Source organism: Ancylobacter aquaticus, assembly GCF_004339465.1.
Classification (GTDB): domain Bacteria; phylum Pseudomonadota; class Alphaproteobacteria; order Rhizobiales; family Xanthobacteraceae; genus Ancylobacter; species Ancylobacter aquaticus.
Map to the genome: position 1 here is coordinate 989,637 of NZ_SMFY01000002.1, position 23,695 is coordinate 1,013,331.

The window sequence follows — 23,695 nt, forward strand, 5'->3', positions numbered from 1 at the left end:
AACAGGGAGAGCGTTATGAGGCGGAATGATACGGGAAGACGCGAGACTGCAAGTTACAGCACTGCACATCGCGAAACTGCAAAACATGGATTGGCTCTGCTCAGCACCGGCTTTCTCGCCGCGTGCCTGGTGATGGCGACAGCCCCTGCGGAAGCGCGGCTGGGCGGCCTCGGCGGCGGAAACCGGGGCGGCGATAGCGGCTCCTCAGCCGGCGGCACGAGCGGCAGCAAAAGCGGCGGTTCGAGCGCCAGCCGGAGCAGCCGCGGCAACAGCGGCGGGATCGGCGGCTCGGTCGGACGGGCCGCCTCCGGCCTCGGTCGCTCGGTCGGCGGTGCCGTTTCCGGCGCGGGCCGGGCCGCGGGCGGCGCGCTCTCCGGCGTCGGTGCCGGCGTCAGCCGGGCCGGCAATGCCGCCAGCGCGAGCGCCGGCGGTAGCGGGCTCGGAGGCGCGGTTGGCGGCGCGGTGAGCGGCGTCGGCGGCGCCGTGTCGGGTGTCGGGAGCGGTGTCTCCGGCGCCACGAGCGGGCTCGGTAGCAGCCTCGGCAGCGGCATCGGCAGCGGCATCGGCTCGACGGTCGGCAGTGTCGGCGCGCCGTCCGGCCGGCCCGCGCGCGGCGACGCCACCACCTCCGTCACCGGACGGGCGCCGATGGCCGCGAATGTGGTCGGCGTGCAGATCGAATTGCTCAAGCCCGCCCAGCGCCCGCTCGGCGTCGGCCGCAGAGCCAACGGCAACATCGCCGATGTGAACGCAAGCGTCCTCGGCCGGCGCGGCATCAATGCCGATGTCGCCGTCGGCTCCTCGCGCCAGCGTCCGGTCGGCGTCGATGCGCGGGTGGGTGCGCTGGGGCCGCGCGGTCTCAACAGCAACAACAGCGCAACCATCGGCGGCGCTCAGGCGGTTGATGTGGAGAGCCGCACCACGCTGGGCGGTCCGCGCGGCGTGCGCGCCAATGCCGATATTGATGTCGGCGGCCAGAACACGGCGGCGGTGGGCGTCGACATCGGCATCGGCGGCCCCGGTGGCCCCGGCGGGCCCGGAGGTCCGGGCGGCCCTGGTGGGCCGGGCGGTCCCGGCGGCCCCGGTGGGCCGGGCACCCCGGGTGGCCCTTCGGCCGGCGGCCCCTCGGCCGCGCCGGGCGGCGCGGTCGGCGGCTCCGACATGGCGGCGAAGAAGACTCGCTGCGCCGGCGTGCTGTCCGAACCCCGCGCGTATGATTCCGGCATCGTCGCGCTCTGCCGCGATCTCGTCGACGGCTAATTCCGACACACTCTGAAGGGGCCGTCCCGGCAGCATTCCGGGACGGCCTTTTCGCGTTCTCCCATTATAAAGAGCGCACCCGCCAAACTTCATGGCGGACGCTACGGAACGTCTTTGCACCGCCGCGATTGCAGGGGAGTATCCAGTGGCTTCCCCAACCCGGTTCCCCCATGGCCCAGCTCCTCGTCCTTTTGAACGCCAATGCCGGCACGCTGCTCGACCGCGACGCGGAGGAGGTGCGCCGACACATTGCCGATGCGCTGGACGGCGGCGGGCGAACCGTCGAGGTGCGCCTGCTGCGCGGCAAGGAGCTTGTAAAGGCCATCCGGGCGTCGGGCACGGGCGAACATGGCACCGTCATTGTCGGTGGCGGCGACGGCAGCGTCAGCCTGGCGGTACAGAGCCTGGAAGGCTCGGACAAGACGCTCGGCATCCTGCCGCTCGGCACGCTGAACCTGTTGGCCACAGATATCGGCATGCCGCGCGACCTCGACGCGGCGATCCGCGCGCTCAGCGAGGCGACGGTGGCGACGATCGACCTGGCGACGCTGAACGGGCGGCGCTTCCACACCATTTCCGGCATGGGCTTCTTCAGCCAAATGGCGCGCGCACGCGAAACCGCCCGGCGCTGGAAGCTCTGGCGCTTTCTCGCCGTCGCCCTCGCCGCGCTTTTTGCGCTGCGCCGCAGTGGACGATTCGAGCTTGACGTCACAGTGGATGGCACGCCGCACCATTTCCAGGCCTTCGCCACGCTCGTCTCGATCAACCGCTTCACCGGGCCGGGCTGGCGGCGCAGCCGGCTCGACGAAGGGGTGCTCGAACTTCATGTCGCGGAGGATCGCGGCGGTCTTGCCCTGCTGAAGGCCGGCGCCGACATGGTGACGGACAATTGGCGCGACAATCCCGGCATCATCAGCCTGACCGGCCGGGAAATCGTGCTGCGGCGCGCCAATCGCGCCCGGGTATGGGTTTCGACCGATGGTGAGCTCGGCCGCGAGGAGATGCCGCTCACCTACAACATCGTGCCGCGCGGGCTGAAGGTCCTGATCCCGCCGCCCGCCGAGGGCGCCCCCGCCGTGGCCGTCGCCACCGAGGCGGCGACGACGCATGCGAACGCGCTTCAGAGCGGCTCGATCTCGTAGACCACGGTGACACCGGCACGAACCTGCGTCTCGCCGGCCTCCACCGGCACCGAATCCATCTTCTCCGCCCGGGCCGCCATCATCATGCGCGGCATGGGCTGCGGACCGGCCTCGCTGGCAATCGACACCACCCGCACCAGCCGCACGCCGGCGGCCTGGGCGATGATGTCGGCCTGATGCCGGGCGTCCTTCACCGCCTCGGCCCGGGCGGTGTCTTCCAGCCGGGCGGGATCGGCTATGTCGAAGGCGATGCCGCTGATCTGGTTGGCACCATTGGTGACGAGTTGGTCCAGCAGGTCGCCGAGCTTGCCGAGATCGCGCAGCCGCACGGTGACCGCATTGTTCACCTGGTAGGAGGCGATACGCAGCGGCTCGCCCTCCTTCTTCTGCGGGGCGTATTGCGGCTGCACCGAGAAGCCGGACGTGGAAATGTCGCGCGATTCGATGCCCGCCGTCCGAATCGCCTCGATCATCGTCGCCACGGCGGCGGAATTGGCGTCGAGCGCCTCGCGCGCTGTCTTGCCTTCGCTCACCACGCCGGACGTGAGGGTCGCCATGTCGGGCACCGCGCTGGCCAGGCCTTCGCCGGAGACCGAGAGCGTCGCCCGCCGGGCGTTAGGGGCGAGGTCCTGCGCGGCGAGCGGCGACAGGCTGGCGAACAACCCGGCGGCACCGAGAAATGCAGCGCAAGCGGTGGCGCGGATGAGCTTCATGTCTTTCACTTTCTTGCACTTTCTTGAAACTGCCGGGACAGGCGTGGATCGGCCGGCACGCCCCTGAGCTGCCGCACTGACGATGCGGCACGCCAGAGCACCGCGCGAAGGCGGCGGGATTGCGGCGGCAGCGCCGACAACCGCTCTGACAAGTGCTCTGGCGACCGCCCGACAACCGCTCCGGGACGTGTCGCTTCTCTCCCGCAGGCCGCGCCTGCAGGCGGCCACCCGCATGGCGGCAGCCGCCCCGCACCGAGCGGCAGCGGTTCGCACCCGCCCTGCGCACCCGGCCTCCCCCGCCGGATCGGCCCCGCCGCCCTCACGCCAAGGTGGACGGCCGACGCGACGTGGTTGGCGCGGACGCAACCCTTTGCTAGTTTCCCCCGCCCGCGCCGCTCCACAGCGCCGCCGGCCGGGCCTGTAGCTCAATGGTTAGAGCCGACCGCTCATAACGGTCTGGTTCCCGGTTCGAGTCCGGGCGGGCCCACCAATCTTTTGAACGGTTTGCGGCTGGCGGCCAATCCCCGACCATCCGCAGCGCCAACGAATCCGCCAATGAAACCCTCATTGCCCAGCAGCAGCTACGGCGTCTCACGCTTGAACTGTCGGCTGATTGAGCGATCGGTGCCGCACCAGGAATTGCTTTCCGCTGTGGATGCGAACGGAAACGGGCCGTCCGGCACACGCTCTCCGCAGGTCCGGCAGCGCATCCTGAGCAGGACGTCATGAATGGTCTCGCCGGGACGAGCGAGAAGCTCCATCGCGGCGGCGCGCACATAGACCGTGCGATGACCGCATCGACATTGAAATCCGACGAGAGGGCTCGGCTCGCTCATGCGAACATAGGAAGAACACCACCAGAATGAGTCAATGCCGCCGATGACGATTCAGCACGTCCGTGCTTCGAAGTGGTGACGTGCGGGCCGCATCTGTTACCCCGGAGCACCATCTCGGCAGGCCGTTGCGAGCGGCGGCTTTGCGCCCTCATCTCGGTCATTGATCTGGCAACGGCCACGGCCCATAAGCGGACATCAGCGAGTTGGGACACGTTGGCACCTTCGCCAGAAGCGATCCTCATGTCCTGATAGTCGGGCAGCAGGACGAACGGTTGGTGCACATGCTGCGCACACGTCATGAGGGACTTGCGGGTAAGCAACCTACGCGTATTTCAACCCTAGATATTGATTCGGTCAGCCAGTCCACACTGAGACCTGGGACATCGCGATGCATCGGTCCGCAGAAATTATTGTAACGCCGCGGCTAATTTTACGCAGCCTGGCTTCGGCCGACATTCAGGTCTTGTACGATCACGTTCTCTCCGACGCAGCAGTCATGGCGGCTGCCCTTTTCGGCGGGCCGATGTCTTTCTCGCAGTCAATTAGATTTATAGATCGCAGCTTCGATAATGGCAGCGGCAAAAGAGGACTTGGCGTCCTCGTCGAACGAGACACCCAGCAAGTGGTCGGCTTCGCGGGATTGTTGCAGTGTGCTGCGCTTGGAAAACCCGATTTTGAGCTAGGATTTGTTTTGCGGCGCTCCGCTTGGGGTCGTGGATATGCTACCGAGATCGGTCGCGGACAGCTCCATTACGGATTTCACGTTCTGGGACTGCCACGCATACTCGCTCTGGCCTCTCCAAAGAACAATGCATCGATCGCTGTCTTGAAGAAAATCGGCATGGATTTTCATAGTAATGTCCTCGACGCGCAACGCGGCGACCGCCTTGTTTACGCCGCCCGGCGGCCGCTCTAGATAAATGTTCAGATACAATTATCGTACTGTCGACCTTCTCAGGCACAGCAGCCTGTGAGGCACGCGAGACATACATCGTCGATATATTATTTGTCGACGCGATACTTAAGTCGTGCCCTAACCAGCAACATCATCTCCAGCTCAAGTTCTGCCGAAATCCGACCAAAGCTGGTTCGCCAGCCTTGCGCTGGCCGTTAGGTCTCGGCCCTCAGCGGCCTCGAACGCCGTCCGCACGAAAACGGACGGCAATCGTATGTGGCTTAAGCCATTGGCCAGCACAATTTTGAACGGAGACAATGCAATTTTGTAAGTTCACGCTCGAGGCTGCCTAGTCCACATAATCGTCATGACGAATGAAATCATGATAGTGACCTGCACGGGCGGGTTATTTTTCGATCGCGACTACTATATTAACGTTCATCTGCCATTGGCGCTTGAATGCTGGCGGCAGTATGGCTTGAAAAGCGCCTCCGCTTTCTTTCCCCGCGACGCCGACGCCCCGGATGTCGCCATCGGAATCTACAATTTCCGCGACAAAGCCGCGATACACGCGGCGCTCGCCTCTCGCGAAACAGAGACAGTGATGGCGGACGTTCCCCGCTTCACTGACGCGAGGGTATCCAGGACCATCGGCTTTTCGGCCTGACTGAGCCTCTTCCGCAACCGCAGTAAACATCGACAACCCAGCGCCCGGTGGGAGCTGGGACACCCGAGGCTGTCAGCACATGAGCGGCCGCCCGCCCATCATAAGCACCGGGATGTCAGCATCTGCAACGTCCCGACCGTACCGAACGACATAGATCATTCGAAGGAGTGCATCATGAACAGTCCTACCCCTCTGGCTGGCAAGCGCGCGCTGGTCACTGGAGCCGCGCGCGGCATCGGCGCGGCCATCGCGCTGAAACTGGCCGAGGACGGCGCCGATGTCGCCATCACCTACGAGAAGTCGGCCGTTAAGGCCGAGGCGTTGGTGGCCGAGATGCAGACCCTAGGGCGCAACGCCGTGGCAATTCAGGCGGATGCCGCCAGCCCGGAAGCCTCTAGGAACGCAGTCGAGCAGACCGTACTCCAGCTCGGCGGACTCGACATCCTGGTCAACAATGCCGGCGTGCTGCTTCCGGGCTCCTTTCTAGAGCAGCCCCTGGAGGAGATAGAGTTGCAGCTGAACGTCAACGTCCGTGGAGTTTTCGTGATCACGCAGGCTGCGCTGAAACATATCCCCAGCGGCGGCCGGATCATCTCTGTGGGCAGCAACGCTGGCCTGTCCGTCCCCTTTGCGGGCATCGCCGTCTATGCGGCGACCAAATCCGCGTTGGAGAGCTTCACCCGCGGTCTGGCTCGGGAGCTGGGCTCTCGCGAGATCACCGTCAATCTGGTTCGACCCGGCCCGATTGACACCGACATGAACCCCGCCGACGGACCTCTCGCGCCTTCTATTCTACCGAGCCTCTCGATCGCTCGCTACGGCAAGACCCGGGAGGTTGCCGAGGCCGTCGCGTTTCTCGCCGGACCGGGGGCCGCGTACGTCACTGGCTCGGGTATCCTTGTCGATGGCGGCATCGCTGCGTAAAGGTTGAGCACAGCGCAGATATCGGCCGTGTTGCTGCATGGAAGCGCCGATCGCCGATGACGGCATCTATACCGATCCGCTCATCGTCAATTCCTCAAGAAGCAATCGGCAGGCGACCAGCCGGCCGATGTCGCTATCGGCCGGACCGACCGTCGATCACCTCATCCATCGCGAGGCCATCGCAGCCGGACAGTGGCGAGCGAACGCTCTTTCATCGACGGCGACCGGCTGACCGGAACCTCGAAGCGATATTGAACTATCTCGACGGCCACTTCTCGGTCGTCCCGCGTTATACGGCCTATGTTGAGATAGAGGCCGCGCCCAACACGCATCAACGTCACCGTTGCTGCCGCTTTCCTGGGCGTTCAGTCCTCGTCCTGCCACCTGCGCAGACCCGTCTCGTCATGATAGGCCATGCGGTCCGGCGTGGTGATGAATTCCATCGTCGTGCCCCATGGCATGCGGCAATAGCAGACTTTGTTTCCCGCACCTTTTTCGGTTGCGTAGGGAATAGCGCGCGGTGCGGTAAGCGCGGTACCTCCAGCCTTTTCGAAGCGCTCAACCGAAGCGTCGATGTCGTCGGTGTAAACGCCGAAGTGCGTAATGCCGAAGTCGCTGGCGCGAACGGGCTGCGCTTGTTCGGGGCCGTGCATTTCAAAGAGCTCGATGTCAGGTCCGGTTCCGATTTTGACCATGGCCTGCGCGCGGACGACAGTTCCGGGAAAAGCGCCGGTGGCCCGCTCGAATTCGGGTCCCTGCCGCGGAGGGTCCTGCGGTCCGAAGGACTGATAGATCACCTGGCCGCCAAAAGCTTCCACCAGGAACGATTTTGCCGCTTCGATGTCGGGCACCGTGATGCCGATATGATTGACGCCGCGAATGACGGGTGCGGTCATGACATTCTCCTTTGCTGTCTATTCGATCTATCGCGATAGCTGCAGGCGCAATTCGCCCGCAACCTCGCGATCCACCTGGCCCACGATGGCGCGGGCGCGGAGTTTCAGTTGATCTTGAGGAAATCGATCAGGGCGGCCGCGACTTCATCCGGCCGCTCGTCAGCGACATAGTGGCTGCACCGCGCGATCGGGCCACCCGTCACATTGGTGGCGAACTCCTTGAGCATCGGCACCATCTGCGCACCGAACCGCTGGTCGCCGCCCATGCCAAGTACGGGTATCTTGAGAGGTTGCTTCTTATACTCGAGCGCGGCGGCGTGGTCGGCCGCGAGGGCTCGATACCATTCCATGCCGCCACGGGTGCGGCCGGGAAGTGCCATCGCTTTCGCGTAGATCTCGATGTCCGCCGGATTGAAAGTGCTGTGATCGTAGAACCGCTCAGCCATGAAGGTCGAAACATAGTCATATTCACGGCCATGGATCAGGCGCTCGGGTAGGTCCCGGTTCATATGAAAACTGAAGTGCCAGATCCTTGCCATCGTCGACTCCCATTGCGTCCAACCAGGAAGTGGAACGTCGAGGACGGCCAGGTGTGTAACAGCCTCTCGATAGAGGGCGGCCTGCGGCAAGGCGACCATTCCGCCGATGTCATGCCCGCACACGGCGTAGCGTTCATGCCCAAGGGCAAGCATCACTTCATGCGCATCGCGCGCCATCGTCGCCTTGTCATAGCCGCCCTGCGGGCAGTCGGAAAAACCTGCGCCGCGCAGATCGATAGCCACCACGCTGAAATGCTCGGCCAGCAGCGGCATCACATGGTGCCATTCCCACCATGTTTCCGGCCAGCCGTGAAGCAAAAGGATCGGCGGGCCTGAGCCCCCCATGACGGCGTTGATCTTGATGCCATTCACCTGCACCAGTTGCTGGGTGAACCCCTTCAATGCTGCGATCATGATCGCTTTCCAATCAAATGTTGACGGTCAAATAGAGTTCGCCGCAGGCCTCAGGGCTGGTCGAAATCGGTGGCGATCGTGATGTCACGCCAAGCGTCGATGTCGCTGCGGAAGGCCGCCAGCTTCCGCTCGGCGATCGCGTGCGCGGCCGGGCCGAGCGGCAGATGGAGCGGGGCGTCCTCGGCATCGACTGCCTTCAGGATCACTGCGATCGCCTTGTCGGGATCGCCTGCCTGATTGCCGTTGCTGGTTTCGCGATAGTGTTTGCGTGAGCTTGCGGCATATTCGGGCATCTCGTTGGCCGCCATCATGATCGATCGGCCAAGGAAATCGGTGCGAAAGGGTCCCGGCTCGACGATCAGCACGCGAACTCCGAACGGCTTCAGCTCACCGGCGAGCGCTTCGGAAATTCCTTCCACGGCGAATTTGGCGGCGTGGTAATAGCCTCCGCCGCCGCGGCCCTCGATACCCGCACCGGACGACATGTTGACGATCGTTCCGCCCGAACGTCGTAGGTGGGGTAGCGCGGCTCTGGTGATTTCGATCAGACCGAAGACGTTTACATCGAACATCGGCCGATATTCTTCAGGCGTGCCTTCCTCGATCGCGCCGAACAGTGCGTAGCCGGCATTGTTCACGAGCACGTCTAACCCGCCAAAGGTCTCGACCGCCTTAGCGACCACTACCTTGGCTGCCGCCGCATCGGTCACGTCGAGCGGCATAGTGATCATGCGATCGCCGAAAGGTTCGGCCATCTTCTCGATCGTCCGGACGTTGCGCGCCGTCGCTATAACCCGGTCGCCGCGCTGTGCCGCAGCGAGCGCGAGCCGCTTGCCGAAGCCGCTCGAACAGCCTGTGATAAGCCAGGTTTTCATAACTTCCTCTCCGAGTTGTTTCACCAAGAAGCGCCCTCACGTGGCGGCGGAATCCGCAGAAGGACGCGCCCCAGGCGATGGCGGGAATCTAGGTTCTTAGATTTGTTAGTTAAGTGATATAACTGCACTCTCGGCGTTCAGTTTTGTGCGGGGGTGGTCGCGATGGAATGGAGCGACGTCAGGATCTTTCTCGCTGTTGTGCGATCCGGCACGCTCGGTGGTGCCGCTCGGTCACTTCGGATAAGCCATCCGACCGTCGGCAGGCGCCTGCGTGCATTTGAGCAGGCGATCGGTCACACGCTCTTCCAGCGCACGGCGGACGGTCTTGTCCTGACCGAAGAGGGCCACGGGATCATCGCGTTGGCGGAGCAGATGGAAGAAGGCGCGCTGGCCATGGAGCGCCGGCTTGCGGGGCAGGAGCAGACTCTCAAAGGCAATCTCCGCATTTCGTCAGCGGATTGGTTTGGGGCCTATGTGCTCCCCCCCATCCTGGCGGATTTCTCAAAGGCCTATCCCAATGTCGACGTCGAGATCCTGACCGGCACGCGTCTGTTCAACCTTTCCCAACGGGAGGCCGACGTCGCTTTTCGTATCGTTCCGTTCGACACTGCCGATGTCGTTCAGCGGCGGCTCTTCAGACTCGAATACGGCGTCTACATCGCCGAGGAGGCGGCTGATCCCAAATATGGCGATGGGACCGGTTTCCGGCTGATCACCCATGAAACATCCACGGGCCATTTCCCTGACATCGCGTGGCTCATCGAGAGTTTCCCCAACGCGAGACCGGTCCTGCGATCAAACAACCGCAACGTCCAGGGGCGCATGTGCAGGCAAGGCGTCGGCATTGCCGTCCTACCCCACGTGGTCGGCAATCAGATCCCCGGCATTCGTAGACTGGACCTGCCGACGCCCCCGCCAACGCGAGAGATTTGGATGGGATACCACCGGGACCTACGGCGTCTTAAGCGTCTTCGCGCGTTCATCTCGACGGTGTCGAACCATCTCGTGAACGCTACCGCATGATGCGCGGCCCTGAAATGACTCAAGGTTCCCGGAGAAACGACAAGATCAGCGCTGGCTCAGCGCTTGATCGAGCGCCGCTGCCGCATGGATGGCCGTCGTGTCGAAGATCGGCACGGGGCTGTCCTCCTGCCCGACGAGCAGCATGATCTCGGTGCAGCCAAGGATCACCGCCTGGGCGCCGGCACCGGCAAGACGCGCGATCACCGCCCGGTAGGCCTCGCGCGACGAGGATTCAATGCGACCTGCGACCAGTTCGTCATAAATGATCCGGTGGACGGTCGCGCGGTCCTCCTCGTCGGGAACGATCACCTCAAGACCGTAGCGTTCGGTCAGCCGCCCCTTGTAGAAGTCCTGCTCCATCGTGAACGCCGTGCCGAGCAGCCCGACCTTTCGCAAACCGGCGGCCACGATCCGCTCCGCAGTGGAATCGGCGATGTGGATCAGCGGAATGCGAACCGCGCTTTGCACGTCAGGCGCCATCCGGTGCATAGTATTTGTGCAGATCAGAAGCAGGTCCGCTCCGGCCGCCTCCAGCCGCCGTGCGGCGTCCACCATCCGCTCCGTGAGGCGGCTCCAGTCGCCGGCATGTTGCAGCGCCTCGATTTCCGCAAAGTCGAACGACCATAGCAGGCAACGGGCCGAAGCGGTCGCACCCAGGCGCGCGCGAACGCCTTCGTTAGGGAGGCGATAGTACTCCGCCGAGCTCTCCCAACTCATACCCCCGATAAGCCCGATCATGCGCATCATGCCTCTCCTTTCCAGGGCTGAAGACCGAGCAGCAATGTCGGGATCAATTCCGACACGGTGGGGTGGATCGGCACCGCCCAGCGCAACTGCTCGATCGGCTGGTCGGCATTCATCATGTCGAGAATGCCGTGGATCGCCTCGTCGCCGCTCGTTCCCAGTATCGCCGCGCCGAGGATGCGGCGGGTGTCGGCGTCGGCTATCACCTTCATGAACCCCTGAGTCTCGCCCTTCTCAACCGCGCGGCCGACGCGGACCATGGCGCGCTTGGAGTGAAACAGCCGCCGGCCGCTCTTCGCCGCCTCGGTCTCGGTCATTCCGACCCTGCCGAGCGGAGGATCGATGTAGAGGGCGTAGCCGGTCATCCGCTGGCTGACGCGACGATCCTCGCCATCGAGTAGATTGGCGGCGACGATTTCGAAGTCGTTATACGCGGTGTGGGTGAAGGCCCCGCGGCCGTTGCAGTCGCCGAGCGCGAAGATATTCGGAAGATTGGTCTGCAAGCGGTCGTCGACGATGATGTAGCCGCGCGCGTCCGTCGCAATGCCGGCCGCTTCAAGCCCAAGATCATCGGTATTGGGCCTGCGGCCGACCGCCATCAGGACATGACTCCCGATCGCTGGCGCATCATTTTTCTCGCAGTCGACCGAAACGGCGATGTCGCCGCCATGGCGCTTGAAGCCAACGCAGTCGGCTCCAGTCCGAACAGTGATGCCTTCGCGTTCGAGGATCGCCCGAACTTCTTCGGAGATGTCCGGATCCTCTCGCGCGATCAGCCGATCCATACGTTCGATGATCGTGACCTCCGCACCGAAACGCCGGTACATCTGCGCAAATTCGAGGCCGATATAGCTGCCGCCGACCACGATCAGGTGGCGCGGGAGGGTGTCGAGCGCGACCACGTCAGTGTTGGTCATTACGGGCACGTCCCTCACCCCTGGCATGGGGGGCATGACGGCCCGCCCGCCGACGTTGATGAAGATGCGGGGCGCCGTCAACTCTTCGCCATCCACCATGACGGTGTGTGCGCTCACGAAGCGGGCATGGCCGCGGATCAGCTCGACATTGGCCATACCAGCGAGCCATGTCTCGTTGTCCGCTCGTGAGTCGAGGATCACCTTCCGGGCGCGTGCCGCGACAGCGGGCATGTCGATTGCGACCTGTCCCTTTAATGTGAAGCCATAGTCCCCGCCTCGACGCGCGGTGTGCGCAGCGTAGGCACTCCCGATCAGCGTCTTGGTGGGCTTGCAGCCCGTGTTGACACAGGTGCCGCCAACGAGGTGGCGCTCAATGATCGCCACCCTCATGCCGGCATCGTTCAGCCTGCCGGCGAGCGACGGGCCCGCCTGACCGGCGCCGATGATGATCGCGTCGAATTCGCGTATGCTCATAAAGATTACTCCCAAGTGGTCGCGGTCAATGGGTACATATGGCGGTATCGCGGCATATGGCGATGTCCTCAGGTGTTCGGATGAAGCGTTGGCAACTCGGGTGCTGGGATGTGCGCTGCCGCTCGGGTTTAGAAGCAGCGCACATGGGCCGGGGCCAGAGCTGAGGCCCGAAGGCGTGGCCGGCGCCGAGACTTAGCTCGCGGTGCGAAGCCTGTCTTTTCGGGCATCGCTGATGGTGAGCCATATGGCCGAGATGGCGAAATAAAACGCGCCGAACGCTGCGTAGGGGGCGATGTTGGCAATGCCGACCGGGTCTGGTCCGCGGGCCATGAAGATCATGAAGACGCCTGCAAGGGCGGACTGGGCGCCGCTCAGGATCATTGCCCACTGGGCGCCGAAGGATTTCCAGCGGCCAATGGCGGTGGCGAGCTGGAAGATACCGGAGAAGCCGGCCCAGATGCCAAAGACGACCAGCACGCTGTTCAAGCTGCTGCCGAGTGCGATGGCGACGGCGATTGCGGTGAGACTGCTGAAGATGAAGTTGAGCAACTGCGACTTGTTGCGGCGGAGGCCCCCGCTGCGCTGGGCATCGATAAAGTTGGCGATAGCATCCCAAGCGGGATAGGCGACGAGCATGACCGCGGCGAGTGAGGGATTGCTCGTGGCGACTGAAATAGCGATCAGGACCCAGGCTGTCGAGAAAGCGAACCGGGTGAAATAATAGCGCTTGAGCCAGCCTGAGGCGGACTGGGCGGGTTGGTGTTGGACCGTCTGCGTAACCATGTTTAGTCTCCTAAAATTGTCTGCCAGCCAGATAGGAGACGGATCGTCGGCGCGGAAATCGTTTGTTCGAATACCAGCAATTCAGCTCAGATATTCCTCGCAGGGTCACTTGATCATCAGCCCTTGCCGCGCGGCGACGAGTCCATTTGTCATTCGCCAACGCTCCCACGATGTCGGCAGACAGGACTCACTGTCTGAATTGAGAGATCGTCGTTCTCAAGCGCCCAAAGCTTTTCATGCGCGTGCGTTGCCTGCGTTATTCAGGTTCATCGCCGCCCTCTCGCCGCCAACCTGAAAAGGCAAGCCGGCTATATCGCTACAAAACGAGGCCGGCGGGTGCTGACCCGGTGGCTTATTTGCCTTAGATCTAGACGGACCTAACAACTGGAAACCCTCGCCCTTATTGGCGCATATTTGGGGGAGCGGATGCATCTTCGTGGGCTCGATCTCAATCTTCTGGTTGCGCTCGATGCGCTCCTCACAGAAAGGAATGTCACCAGAGCCGCGGAGCGCATTCACATCTCTCAGCCCGGGATGAGCGCTGCGCTGCGGAAGTTGCGTCACCATTTCGCCGATCCGCTGCTGGAGCAAATCGGCCGCAATCTCGAGTTGACCGAAAGAGGCCACGCTCTCGCCGACCCAGTCAAGACTATCCTCTTGCAAGTCAGCGAGCTTAGTGATCGGTCGACCAGCTTCGACGCGTCGGCGGCGCGACGTGTTTTTCGAATTTCTGCGACAACCTACTGCTGCGAGCTTCTGGCCACGCATTTGATATCTCGGCTGCGGGACATCGCTCCGCTGGTCAGCGTGCATTTCGAGGAGTTGTTGGCAGATACCCCCGATCGCATTCTGGATGGTCAGATTGACTTCGTAATCACGATCTCAGCCAGACTGCTCGACAAAATGCAGGCTTATGATGAATTCATGCGATCGGAGAAGCTGTTCACTGACAAGTTCGTTGTAGCGATGTCTAAAGATAATGCGCACAGAGCGGAGACCATTACCTTCGACGAGCTATGTGGGATGGGATATATCGAGACTAGGTTCGGCGGCGTGATCGCGGGAGTCGCTGAGCAGCTTTGGCGGCAGCAGCCTAAGCAGCCGCACACATGCGGTTGGCTGCCGAACTTCCATCTCACTTTGAATACGATCGGCAGGACCGATATGGTGACCATCCTGCCATCGCTGCTGGTTGCCATGCAGGGCGACCGCTACAATGTGAGGGCGCTTCCCGTGCCCTTCGAGATGCCAATTATCGAGGAACGGCTCTATTGGCACCGGCGGAACGACAGTGATCCTGGGCACTTATGGATGGAACGGACGCTCGAAGAGGTCGCTACCAGTTTCATTACTTGAGGACTGGCGATCACGCGATGCCGCGGCGCGATCTTCCAGAGATCGTCGCGGCGATCGAAAGCTATGAAACAGGACAGGCCTTACGGTTCCACCTGGGATAAATCGCCGTCCTAGACTTCAGTTCGACTTGAAAATCTGGGATAATTTGGGCAGCCTCCGACGAGTTTCGCGTTGCCGAATACACTATTGAACGCTCACTGGGGTCCGATCGCCAACTAAATTTTGTCCGAACGACCGTAATGGCGGCGCAACGCCGCCGTTCGCACGGGGCGGCCGACATGGCCGCTTCGAGTCAGTTTCGGCCTCGGACGTTCATCGGCGATATGTCCGCTTCTCGTTCGAAGTCCTCAATAGCGGACAGTCTGCCACCGGCCCCAAACCGGTCACTCGTCGCTACGCTGCGAACTACAGCTCACAGCGCCCTGCCGCCTTTGCTCGCCATTTTACCACCCGAACGCAAGAAAGCCCTGCCCTCCATGTGGAGAGCGGGGCCTTAGGTGATCCGAGCCTGTCAGGGCTATCCTAGACCTTCGACATATCGAAAGCCGCGCACGGCCCGCCAATGACCGCCGTAGCCGTGTCCGCTCTCGACGCCGGCGCGCCGCATCGAGGCGGCTGAGCGGCGCTTATCGCCGCCCCAGAACCCAGATGAGACCTGTGCCCATAGGGGATCTCGGCGCAGCGCCGCCACTAGCCCGGGATGCGTGGTGTGAAACAAGGTCGGCATCGGCCGGCCATAGCGGTTGAGCCCGCGGCGCCAGCGCCCACAGACGGCGTTCAAGAAGCGCAGGCCGATGCCGGCGCCCTGCCACTCCGGCATGATGACAAGCCGGCTGGCGCGCGCCTCGACGAGGCCCGGCCTGGTTGAGAAGGCGACATGCCCCACAGGAGAGCCATCGACGAAGCCGACATAGCAGTTCGCCGCGATCATCCTCGGCAGCTTCAGATAATGATGCGGCTCAAAACGGGGCCACCACTCCCAGCCGGTTTCGATGATGTCGAGCTCGATCGGGGGACGTCGTCGAAGACCCCTCCCGGAGAAGCGCCCCGTTGCGGTGTCGAATATCCAGTCAGGCTGGAGCCAGTCGATGATGTCGTAGTGGCAGGACAGCAGCACGGCCCGCCCGCCGGTACGGCGCCATGCCTTGCCGAAGGCGAGAGCGCCGATGCGTGCGATCTGGCGGTCGACCACCGACGTAAACTCGTCGATGACAACTTCGGCCGGTCGCTCGCAGATGATGCGCGCTAGGTCCGCGCGGAATCGCTCGCCGTTCGACAGCAGCCGGTAGGGCCGCAGCCACGCCGGCACGGTGCCGAGGCCGACTGCAGCCAGAGCGCCCGTCACCTCATCGATGTGCCTGTCGGGGCCGATGGCCTCGACAATGGCGTCGTCGTGAGGCCATCCGGTCGGTTCGTACATGGCCGACGGGTTGAAGACATGCGCGCCGAGGGAGGTCTTTCCCGACCCGGATGGGCCGACGATCAGCCCTAGAGACCAATCAGTGCCCTCAATCGCCAGATCGGCCCGGAGCGCCACGTCGGCGCTTTCGACATTGAAGAGGGAGCGCACCCGGGCGGCACGGTACCCGTCCGAGTGATTGGCCTGGTGGTGGACCTCGATCCTCATGCCACCACCACCTTGATCTTGGTGAGCCTGAGGGCGGTCAACGCCTCATAGATCGACCGCTGGGTGTCCTCATCCGGGCACCTGCCCGAGCGAGGCGCGGCACGGGAGCGGTGGCTCACCCGCGACGAGGCGGCAGCCTTGCTGTGGGCCTGCTGGCGCACCCGCGAAAAGCAGAAGCGCTCGCACAAGGGCCTGCCGGGCGAAGCAATCCCCACGGCCAAGTACACCATGCGCCACCTCGCTCGGTTCATCCTAATCGGCCTCTACACGGGCACCCGCGCCGGCGCCATCGCTTCAGCCAGTTGGGCGGCTGCGTCCGGCCGGTCTTACATCGATCTCGATCGCGGGGTCTTCTACCGCCTCGCGCAAGGCGCGCGCGCGACGAAGAAGCGCCAGCCGCCGGCACCGATCCCAACGCGCCTGCTGGCGCACCTGCGCCGCTGGAAGGAGAAGGGCGTCTCCAAGGAATATCCCGTCGAGTATCGTGGGCAGCCGATCAAGTCGGTGAAGGTCGCAATGGCGCGCGCCGTGGAACTCGCTGGACTCGAACCCGGCGTTACGCCGCATACCCTCCGCCACACCGCCGTGACCTGGCTCATGCAGTCAGGCGTGACGATCTGGGACGCGGCAAGCTTCGTCGGCATGTCGCCGGCGCTGGTAGAGCGCACCTACGGGCACCACCATCCGGACTACATGGCGCGCGCCGCGCACGCGCTTTCCGTTGGCGCCAACAAAACGCCAAAGAAACCCGTGAACCGAACGAGAACAGAGGGCAGCGAGACCGTTTGATTTCGCACGGTTTCATGCGGGTTTGCCTCAGAAGAAGCGCGCTCATAACGGTCTGGTTCCCGGTTCGAGTCCGGGCGGGCCCACCAAATCCATACAAATCAACGACTTAGATGAACTGCCTCGCGGTGGTACATCTCGGTGCGCAATCCAACCTTTTTGCAGCCTTCTCGAAACGAGCATCTACTATCTTCGATTGCCGATTTCCAAGCGACTGCATCCATTCTCAGTACCAAGCACGTTGAAGATATCGCTACGAACCCGCGATCCCCAAAGTGCATTGCGTCTTTCCCGCTCCCTCGTCCGTGACGACGAGCAGATCACCGCCGGCGCCGAAACCCTCATCACCATCGCAGAGCCAGCCACGCTCCTGCGCCGATGGCAATGAACCAATGCCCTTTTCAAACCCCCTCTGATGCAGTCTTCTCACGAAAGCGGCTTGGGTCGCCGTGATGCAAGTTCTGCACGAAGCGATTCGCCGACTGGGAGTAGCGCCGGCAGGGAGGGCTGGGAATTTGCGCGAGGCCAGCTCGATTGATGACGCCGTGAGCGGCGTACCGCCCATAGCGTGCTCCACGCTGATCGAGCATGCGGACCATCAGGCGGCCCTGCAGCCTTGGATACCCATGGAATGCATCCAGCTTGGCAGGGGTCACATTCTCGCACAATTGGATAGTCTCGATCTCAACTGCCAGCAGGTCGTTCGGGAACGCCAGCAAGCCGCAATACAGAAGTTTGGCCTCACGCCGTTCAATATCTGCACGCTCTCCTACTGCACGCCAAATCCAGCGTTTCGCTTTTCCGAACTCGGCGCAGGCGATGACAAGACCGTCTTCTTCATGCCGGCCAACACCGAATTCGACCTCCGTGTTCCGGCCGGAGTGGAGACCAACTATATCAGCCTGGACCAGCAGGAGTTCCTGCGCGCCGCTCGTGTCCTCAACCCTCGGGGATGGGAGCACCCTCCAACTACAATTCGACAACTCGCGGCCCTGCAGAAACCCGAGTTGCGGGAAGTCATCGACCTCTGCTTCGCCGTCGCTCACGCGGCGTCCGCGCGTGGCGAAGCGCCCGATGACGCCGCCATGCGCCATCTTCTGGTGCAGGCGACGCAACACCTCGCAACGCTGGCCCAGGGGGTGCATCCCCCGCCGTCGCGCACCGCTCACCTGCGCTCGTTTCACATCTGCCGCCTGGCGCGCGACTTCGCCGAACACCGGCTCGAAGGCGACGAACTGCCGACCGTCTTCGACATATGCTGCGAGGTCGGCGTATGCGAGCGCACGCTGCAATATGCCTTCCGCGACTATATCGGCATGTCGCCCATGGCCTATCTGCGCCTGCTCCGTCTCAACCGGGTACGGGCGGTTCTTCGCGTCTCGTCCCCGCGAGGAACGACCGTGACCCGCGTTGCGATGCGCTTCGGTTTTCTTCATCTCGGTCGGCTTGCGCAGGATTACCGGCGAGCTTTCGGAGAGCCGCCGTCGGTGACGCTCGCCTCCTGAAACCGGCCCTGCCTCTGCATCGGATTTGGTCCCTATCGCGATCCCGATTGCGGAAATCGGATAGTTGCACCCAGCGGACGTCCTTACCGTGCCCGGAAGCTGTCGCCCCGATCGACGTGGCGTCAGCGACGAACCCGTGTCCGTTCATATCTACGGACCCCGTTAGAGGCGGAGGCGCGGAAGCCGGCGCTGCCAAGAGCCTCGGTCCACCTCACCTAGTGAAACTCAGCAGGGGCAAGACATGTGTCAGGAATGTTCAAAGGCCACCATTAGCCGGCGCGGGTTGTTCGCGGGGGGCCTCGCTTTGACGATCGCAGCATCCTCCTCGAGCCTTGCCTTCGCGCAGGCGCCTGACGGCCGGCCCAACTCGGCGGAGGAGGCGTTGATGCGCCTGAAGGAAGGCAATGCGCGCTACATCGCCAATGCGCCCATCAACGCCGACCACTCCGTCGGGCGCATCAACCGCTCGATGGGTCAGCAACCCTTCGCCGCTGTGGTGACGTGTGCCGATTCCCGCGTCGTGCCAGAATTGATCTTCGATCAGGGGCCGGGCGATCTCTTCGTCATTCGCGTTGCGGGTAATTTCATCAACGAGGACGGTCTCGCGAGTCTGGAATTTGCAGCCGCTGTTCTTGGCATTCGGGCAATCCTCGTTCTAGGGCACACGTCCTGTGGCGCGGTGGATGCCACCATCAAGTCCATCAAGGACAACACCCTGCCGCCAGGCCATCTGCCGAGGCTGGTCAATGCGATCCGTCCGGCGGTCTATGACGTCATGGCAAGCAATCCGGACAACCTGCTTGCCGCCGCAACCGCCAAGAACGCACAGCTGAATGCCAGTGTTGCCGCGACTTCAGGCCCGATTCTCGCGGAGTTCCACGAGAAGGGAACAATCACATCGGCAGCCGCCATTTACGACATCGCCACAGGAAAGGTTGCCTTTCTCTAGTGCCAGCCTGCGCTTGACGGAGCGCGAATTGGCACGGGCACCGGTCTGGCGACCAAAGATCTACGCGGCCGCCAACCGGACCTTCCCAACGCAGCGCCAAGGCCAGAGCCGTCGGCGCCTGTGCGTCTCGACGGCGATTATGTGCCCCCTCACCAGCATGGGTACGCCAACACTCAATACGTCCTAAGCTGCTGTTTTATTTATCGAATAATAAATCGTCCGGGCCCGCCACCGATTTCACGGGGCCTCAGTGCCGCCGCCGGCTGGCCTCGCCCTTGGGCGCGGAACCTTCCTGTTCACCAATTGTTAACGATCATTGCAATGGGGAGGTCTTCGCATGCTCGCCCTCAAGTTTGATGTCGATCCATCCAGCATCGCCTTCGACCGTCCGCAGGGCCGTCTGGCGATGACGCTGCACCCCGTGATCCCGACCTATGACGAAGCCGCCGCCATTGTTTACGGTTGGGCGGTCATGTCTGGCTGCCGCGACATTCGCCGGCTGGTGGTCGAGATCGACGTCGAGGCCGGCCCCCTGCCACGCGCATCTTCAGGGGTGCGACACGCCGCCTAGACGGAACCTGCCGCAACGCAGGGCGTTGCTCCTACCCAACTCAGGAGTAGTATGATGGCCAGCACCTCCGAACTCGACGCGATCTCCAAGGATCTGGACGCCCTTCGCCGCGACGTCGCCACTCTCGCGGGCTCGCTGGCGAGCCGGAGCAGCGATGGCGTGCGCCACTATGCCAACCGCTATGCCCGTCACGGTGCAGCCCGCGCGGGCGCAGCACTCGACTATGCAGCGGCAAACGGCGCCGATCTGCTTGAGGGCGCCGGCAGCCATGCCCGGTATGCCGCCGACGAAGTCGCGGCGCAGGTTCGCCGTCATCCCGCCGTGGCGCTCGCCGGGCTGCTGACGATCGGCATGCTGGCTTATCTGGCCGCCTGCCGGAAGTAATAGCCGGGGCTGCCCAGGCAGTGGCGGCGTCGCCGCCACGCCACGCCCGGGTGATGATTACGGGGGCCGTCCAGGTCGTTTGCAGCCTTGCCGGCGAGGCAGGGCCCGCCGGTCACGCGGAAATGCGTTGGTGTTCGGCAGTGGCTCAGTCTTCCTTGACCCCGGAAGTCATTGACCTGCGGCCGTAGCCCGAGTGACCCCGAGTCATCGGGGGCGCGTGCCGCTCCACCGCTGGATAGCGACCCGTCGAGGCCCGATATGCACGCCCCCTCTTTCAGCTCAGTATTTCTGGCGGCGCTCTCTGTCGCCTTTCTCGCTCCTCCTCTGCCCGCCCTCGCCCAGGCCATGCCCAATTCGCTCGCCATGAGCTGCGGGCAGGCGCGGGCGCTGGTGCAGCGCGAGGGGGCCGTGGTCATCGGCACCGGACCGAACCTCTATGACCGTTTCGTCACCGATGCCGGCTATTGTTCATCCAAACGCTCCAAGCCGGCCTGGATAGCGACCCGCGACGAGGCGCAGTGTCTGGTCGGGCAGCTCTGCCGCGATCGGCGCTTCCGGGCGCGCTGAGCCTATGCCGGGGTCCGGCGCCTCCTAAACGGTTGCGCGATACGCCGACGGGGGGCATAAGCGCGGCACAGAGTTTGGAGGAATTCCATGCCCGCCTATCGTTCCCGCACCACCACCCATGGGCGCAATATGGCCGGCGCGCGCGGCCTCTGGCGCGCCACCGGCATGAAGGACGGCGATTTCGGCAAGCCGATCATCGCCGTGGTCAACTCCTTCACCCAGTTCGTGCCCGGTCATGTGCACCTGAAGGACCTCGGCCAGCTCGTGGCGCGGGAGATCGAGGCGGCGGGTGGCGTCGCCAAGGAATTCAACACCATCGCGGTCGATGACGGCATCGCCATGGGCCATGACGGCATGCTCTATTCGCTGCCCTCGCGCGAACTGATCGCCGACAGCGTGGAATACATGGTCAACGCGCACTGCGCCGATGCCATGGTCTGCATCTCCAATTGCGACAAGATCACCCCCGGCATGCTGATGGCGTCGCTGCGCCTCAACATCCCGACCGTGTTCGTCTCCGGCGGACCGATGGAGGCCGGCAAGGTGGTGCTGAACGGCAAGACCAAGGCGCTCGATCTGGTCGACGCCATGGTCGCCGCCGCCGACGAGCGCATTTCCGACGAGGATGTCGCCGTCATCGAGCGCTCGGCCTGCCCGACCTGCGGCTCCTGCTCGGGCATGTTCACCGCCAATTCGATGAACTGCCTCACCGAGGCGCTGGGCCTCGCTCTGCCGGGCAACGGCACCACGCTGGCCACTCACTCCGACCGCAAGCGGCTCTTTGTCGAGGCCGGCCATACCATTGTCGACCTCGCCCGCCGCTATTACGAGCAGGACGACGCCAGCATCCTGCCGCGCTCGGTGGCGAGCTTTGCCGCCTTCGAGAACGCGATGACGCTCGACATCGCCATGGGCGGCTCTACCAACACCGTGCTGCATCTGCTGGCCGCCGCGCATGAGGGCGAAGTGCCCTTCACCATGGCCGACATCGACCGCCTCTCGCGCCGGGTGCCGGTGCTGTGCAAGGTGGCGCCCGCCGTGGCGGACGTGCATGTGGAAGACGTGCACCACGCCGGCGGCATCATGGGTATTCTCGGCGAACTCGACCGCGCCGGCCTTCTCGACACCTCGGTCGGCTCCATCCACGCCACCTCGCTCGGCGCGGCGCTGGAGCACTGGGACGTCAAGCGCAACGGCAGCGAGGCGGTGCACGAATTCTTCCGCTCCGCCCCCGGCGGCGTGCCGACGCAGACCGCGTTCAGCCAGTCCGCCCTCTATGACGACGTCGACCTCGACCGCGAAAAGGGCGTCATCCGCAACCTCGAGCACGCCTTCTCCAGGGATGGCGGCCTCGCCGTGCTTTATGGCAACCTCGCCGAGGATGGCTGCATCGTGAAGACGGCCGGCGTCGACGAGAGCATCCTGAAGTTCACCGGCACCGCCCGCGTGTTCGAGAGCCAGGACGACGCCGTCTCCGGCATTCTCGGCAACCGGGTGAAGCCGGGCCAGATCGTCCTCATCCGCTATGAGGGGCCGCGCGGCGGGCCGGGCATGCAGGAAATGCTCTACCCCACCAGCTACCTGAAATCGAAGGGGCTGGGCAAGGAATGCGCCCTCATCACCGACGGCCGCTTCTCCGGCGGCTCCTCGGGCCTGTCCATCGGCCATGTCTCGCCGGAAGCGGCGGAAGGCGGCACCATCGGGCTGGTGCGCGAGGGCGATGTGATCGAGATCGACATCCCTAACCGGCGTATCCATCTCGCGGTGGACGATGCCGTGCTCGCCGCCCGCCGCGAGGAGCAGGAAGCCCATGGCTGGATTCCGGCGGCGCCGCGCAAGCGCAACGTGACCACCGCGCTCAAGGCCTATGCCGCGCTCGCCACCAGCGCCGCAAAGGGTGCTGTCCGGCAGATCCCCTGAGCGGCACCTTCCTGAAGGCGCGCGCGCCTTCAGCCGGCCAAAAGACACAGAAGGCGGGGCCGTGCGGCTCCGCCTTTTTCGCATGCGTCCCTGAAGACGACCAAAAATGGAGGCCGCCATGGCCGACGAAGACGATGCCTATGTCTATGACGAAGCCACCGGCGAGTGGCGCCCGGCCTCGGAAATGAAGGCGGCGACCACCACCGCGCCGGAAGCGCGCGATGCCTCCGGCACGGTGCTGGCAGACGGCGACTCGGTCGTGCTCATCAAGGACCTCAAGGTAAAGGGCGCCGGCCAGACGCTGAAGCAGGGCACGGTCATTAGGACCATCCGCCTCACCGACAACCCGGAAGAGATCGACTGCCGTTTCGAGGGCATCAAGGGCCTCGTCCTGCGCACCGAATTCGTGCGCAAGCGAGGTTAGATCGGGGGGCGTCCGCGTGGCGCGCCGCGCGGTGGCATGGTAGCGTCGGCCGTGCCACCGCTCACCCCCGCAGGTTGACCCATGAGAAAGCTCGTTCGCGCCCTCGTCCTTGCCAGCACCGCCGTCGCATGGCTGCCCCACGCAGCTCTCGCGGACAAGATCGACCTCTCCACCACGACCTGCGCGCAGTTCCTGGAGAGCGACAAGACCGAGATCATGCTGACGCTTGCCTGGCTCGACGCCTATTACAAGGACGTCGACGCCCCGCCCGTGATCGACACCGACAAATTCGTCGATAATGCCGGCAAGCTCGGCGATTACTGCGCCGCCAATCCGAGCATCGGCCTGATCACGGCAACCGACGAACTGTTCGGCGACTGACGCGGGCGGGCGCCTCTCCGGCCACGTGCAGCCGTGAGGCGTATTCCGGCATAATGATTGCGAACTCACCGTCCGGCCAGCTTGCTTTGCAGGCTGGCCGGACGGTTGTTTCCGCTTGTCGAA

Annotated in this window: 25 protein-coding genes and 1 tRNA gene; 18 read left to right on the forward strand and 8 right to left on the reverse strand. The window is 63.8% G+C overall.

The genetic code is table 11. The features are described 5' to 3' along the window. Positions 1-90 precede the first annotated feature (90 nt). Together EV667_RS22915 and EV667_RS14120 are read left to right on the forward strand one after the other, a co-directional pair. Positions 91-1,260, forward strand: a complete 1,170-nt coding sequence (locus EV667_RS22915) for a hypothetical protein (RefSeq protein WP_245516146.1) — start codon at positions 91-93, stop codon at positions 1,258-1,260. 170 nt (positions 1,261-1,430) lie between these two features. Continuing rightward, positions 1,431-2,402, forward strand: a complete 972-nt coding sequence (locus tag EV667_RS14120; RefSeq protein ID WP_245516147.1) for a diacylglycerol/lipid kinase family protein — start codon at positions 1,431-1,433, stop codon at positions 2,400-2,402. Here the strand turns inward: EV667_RS14120 and EV667_RS14125 are convergent. Next, positions 2,381-3,115 (reverse strand): SIMPL domain-containing protein, encoded by a 735-nt coding sequence (locus tag EV667_RS14125; protein ID WP_131835945.1) that lies wholly within the window; start codon positions 3,113-3,115, stop codon positions 2,381-2,383. The two genes, EV667_RS14120 and EV667_RS14125, sit on opposite strands and share 22 nt — an antisense overlap. A 414-nt stretch (positions 3,116-3,529) precedes the next feature. Here EV667_RS14125 and EV667_RS14130 point away from each other — a divergent pair. The 5 genes from EV667_RS14130 to EV667_RS14150 all read left to right on the forward strand — a co-directional run bounded on the left by EV667_RS14130 (position 3,530) and on the right by EV667_RS14150 (position 6,669). After that, positions 3,530-3,605: transfer RNA gene (locus EV667_RS14130), tRNA-Ile, on the forward strand. A gap of 734 nt (positions 3,606-4,339) precedes the next feature. Continuing rightward, entirely contained in the window at positions 4,340-4,867 is a 528-nt protein-coding gene (locus tag EV667_RS14135) for a GNAT family N-acetyltransferase (RefSeq protein WP_131835946.1), read from the forward strand. A 346-nt stretch (positions 4,868-5,213) separates the two neighbouring features. Beyond that, positions 5,214-5,513 carry an EthD family reductase gene (locus tag EV667_RS14140; RefSeq protein WP_245516148.1) on the forward strand — a complete coding sequence of 100 codons (300 nt, stop codon included), beginning with the start codon at positions 5,214-5,216 and terminating at the stop codon, positions 5,511-5,513. A 174-nt stretch (positions 5,514-5,687) separates the two neighbouring features. Then, positions 5,688-6,437: an SDR family oxidoreductase gene (locus EV667_RS14145; protein ID WP_131835947.1), complete on the forward strand. Its 750-nt coding sequence runs from the start codon at positions 5,688-5,690 to the stop codon at positions 6,435-6,437. 37 nt (positions 6,438-6,474) lie between these two features. After that, complete coding sequence (locus tag EV667_RS14150; RefSeq protein ID WP_131835948.1) at positions 6,475-6,669, forward strand: hypothetical protein; 195 nt, start codon at positions 6,475-6,477, stop codon at positions 6,667-6,669. 133 nt (positions 6,670-6,802) lie between these two features. Here the strand turns inward: EV667_RS14150 and EV667_RS14155 are convergent, their stop codons facing one another. The 3 genes from EV667_RS14155 to EV667_RS14165 form a co-directional block, all read right to left on the reverse strand. After that, on the reverse strand, positions 6,803-7,333 hold the full coding sequence (locus tag EV667_RS14155) for a VOC family protein (protein WP_131835949.1): 531 nt from the start codon (positions 7,331-7,333) through the stop codon (positions 6,803-6,805). A gap of 104 nt (positions 7,334-7,437) precedes the next feature. After that, complete coding sequence (locus EV667_RS14160) at positions 7,438-8,286, reverse strand: alpha/beta fold hydrolase (RefSeq protein ID WP_131835950.1); 849 nt, start codon at positions 8,284-8,286, stop codon at positions 7,438-7,440. 50 nt (positions 8,287-8,336) lie between these two features. Beyond that, complete coding sequence (locus EV667_RS14165; protein ID WP_131835951.1) at positions 8,337-9,161, reverse strand: oxidoreductase; 825 nt, start codon at positions 9,159-9,161, stop codon at positions 8,337-8,339. Positions 9,162-9,323: 162 nt separating this feature from the next. Between EV667_RS14165 and EV667_RS14170 the strand changes: the two genes are divergently transcribed. Beyond that, entirely contained in the window at positions 9,324-10,184 is an 861-nt protein-coding gene (locus EV667_RS14170; protein ID WP_131835952.1) for a LysR family transcriptional regulator, read from the forward strand. 45 nt (positions 10,185-10,229) lie between these two features. Here EV667_RS14170 and EV667_RS14175 read toward each other — a convergent pair whose 3' ends face one another. The 3 genes from EV667_RS14175 to EV667_RS14185 all read right to left on the reverse strand — a co-directional run bounded on the left by EV667_RS14175 (position 10,230) and on the right by EV667_RS14185 (position 13,102). After that, the gene (locus tag EV667_RS14175) at positions 10,230-10,928 is read right to left on the reverse strand and encodes an aspartate/glutamate racemase family protein (protein WP_131836355.1); all 699 of its coding nucleotides are present in this window, start codon (positions 10,926-10,928) and stop codon (positions 10,230-10,232) included. After that, positions 10,928-12,319 carry an FAD-containing oxidoreductase gene (locus EV667_RS14180; protein ID WP_131835953.1) on the reverse strand — a complete coding sequence of 464 codons (1,392 nt, stop codon included), beginning with the start codon at positions 12,317-12,319 and terminating at the stop codon, positions 10,928-10,930. The genes EV667_RS14175 and EV667_RS14180 overlap by 1 nt, the downstream gene beginning before the upstream one ends. 192 nt (positions 12,320-12,511) lie before the next feature. Further along, on the reverse strand, positions 12,512-13,102 hold the full coding sequence (locus EV667_RS14185) for a DUF308 domain-containing protein (protein WP_131835954.1): 591 nt from the start codon (positions 13,100-13,102) through the stop codon (positions 12,512-12,514). Between the two features lie 426 nt (positions 13,103-13,528). Between EV667_RS14185 and EV667_RS14190 the strand changes: the two genes are divergently transcribed. Continuing rightward, on the forward strand, positions 13,529-14,458 hold the full coding sequence (locus EV667_RS14190; protein WP_131835955.1) for a LysR substrate-binding domain-containing protein: 930 nt from the start codon (positions 13,529-13,531) through the stop codon (positions 14,456-14,458). Between the two features lie 517 nt (positions 14,459-14,975). Here the strand turns inward: EV667_RS14190 and EV667_RS14195 are convergent. Beyond that, positions 14,976-16,085 carry an ABC transporter ATP-binding protein gene (locus EV667_RS14195; RefSeq protein WP_131835956.1) on the reverse strand — a complete coding sequence of 370 codons (1,110 nt, stop codon included), beginning with the start codon at positions 16,083-16,085 and terminating at the stop codon, positions 14,976-14,978. Between the two features lie 63 nt (positions 16,086-16,148). On the opposite strand from EV667_RS14195, the gene EV667_RS14200 reads away from it, so the two are divergent. From EV667_RS14200 to EV667_RS14240, 9 genes are all read left to right on the forward strand, one after another. After that, positions 16,149-16,874 (forward strand): tyrosine-type recombinase/integrase, encoded by a 726-nt coding sequence (locus tag EV667_RS14200; protein WP_245516149.1) that lies wholly within the window; start codon positions 16,149-16,151, stop codon positions 16,872-16,874. A 512-nt stretch (positions 16,875-17,386) separates the two neighbouring features. Further along, positions 17,387-18,376, forward strand: a complete 990-nt coding sequence (locus EV667_RS14205) for a helix-turn-helix domain-containing protein (protein WP_165901612.1) — start codon at positions 17,387-17,389, stop codon at positions 18,374-18,376. Between the two features lie 385 nt (positions 18,377-18,761). Continuing rightward, a complete protein-coding gene (locus EV667_RS14210; protein WP_245516150.1) occupies positions 18,762-19,325 on the forward strand; it encodes a carbonic anhydrase in 564 nt (187 codons plus the stop codon). Between the two features lie 337 nt (positions 19,326-19,662). Beyond that, the gene (locus EV667_RS14215; protein WP_131835960.1) at positions 19,663-19,896 is read left to right on the forward strand and encodes a hypothetical protein; all 234 of its coding nucleotides are present in this window, start codon (positions 19,663-19,665) and stop codon (positions 19,894-19,896) included. A 54-nt stretch (positions 19,897-19,950) separates the two neighbouring features. Continuing rightward, a complete protein-coding gene (locus EV667_RS14220) occupies positions 19,951-20,280 on the forward strand; it encodes a hypothetical protein (RefSeq protein WP_131835961.1) in 330 nt (109 codons plus the stop codon). A 258-nt stretch (positions 20,281-20,538) separates the two neighbouring features. Beyond that, a complete protein-coding gene (locus EV667_RS14225) occupies positions 20,539-20,847 on the forward strand; it encodes a hypothetical protein (protein WP_131835962.1) in 309 nt (102 codons plus the stop codon). A gap of 87 nt (positions 20,848-20,934) precedes the next feature. Then, the gene (ilvD, locus tag EV667_RS14230) at positions 20,935-22,767 is read left to right on the forward strand and encodes a dihydroxy-acid dehydratase (RefSeq protein ID WP_131835963.1); all 1,833 of its coding nucleotides are present in this window, start codon (positions 20,935-20,937) and stop codon (positions 22,765-22,767) included. A gap of 118 nt (positions 22,768-22,885) precedes the next feature. After that, complete coding sequence (locus EV667_RS14235; RefSeq protein ID WP_207907750.1) at positions 22,886-23,191, forward strand: alkylphosphonate utilization protein; 306 nt, start codon at positions 22,886-22,888, stop codon at positions 23,189-23,191. An 81-nt stretch (positions 23,192-23,272) separates the two neighbouring features. After that, complete coding sequence (locus EV667_RS14240) at positions 23,273-23,572, forward strand: HdeA/HdeB family chaperone (protein WP_131835965.1); 300 nt, start codon at positions 23,273-23,275, stop codon at positions 23,570-23,572. Positions 23,573-23,695: the final 123 nt, after the last annotated feature.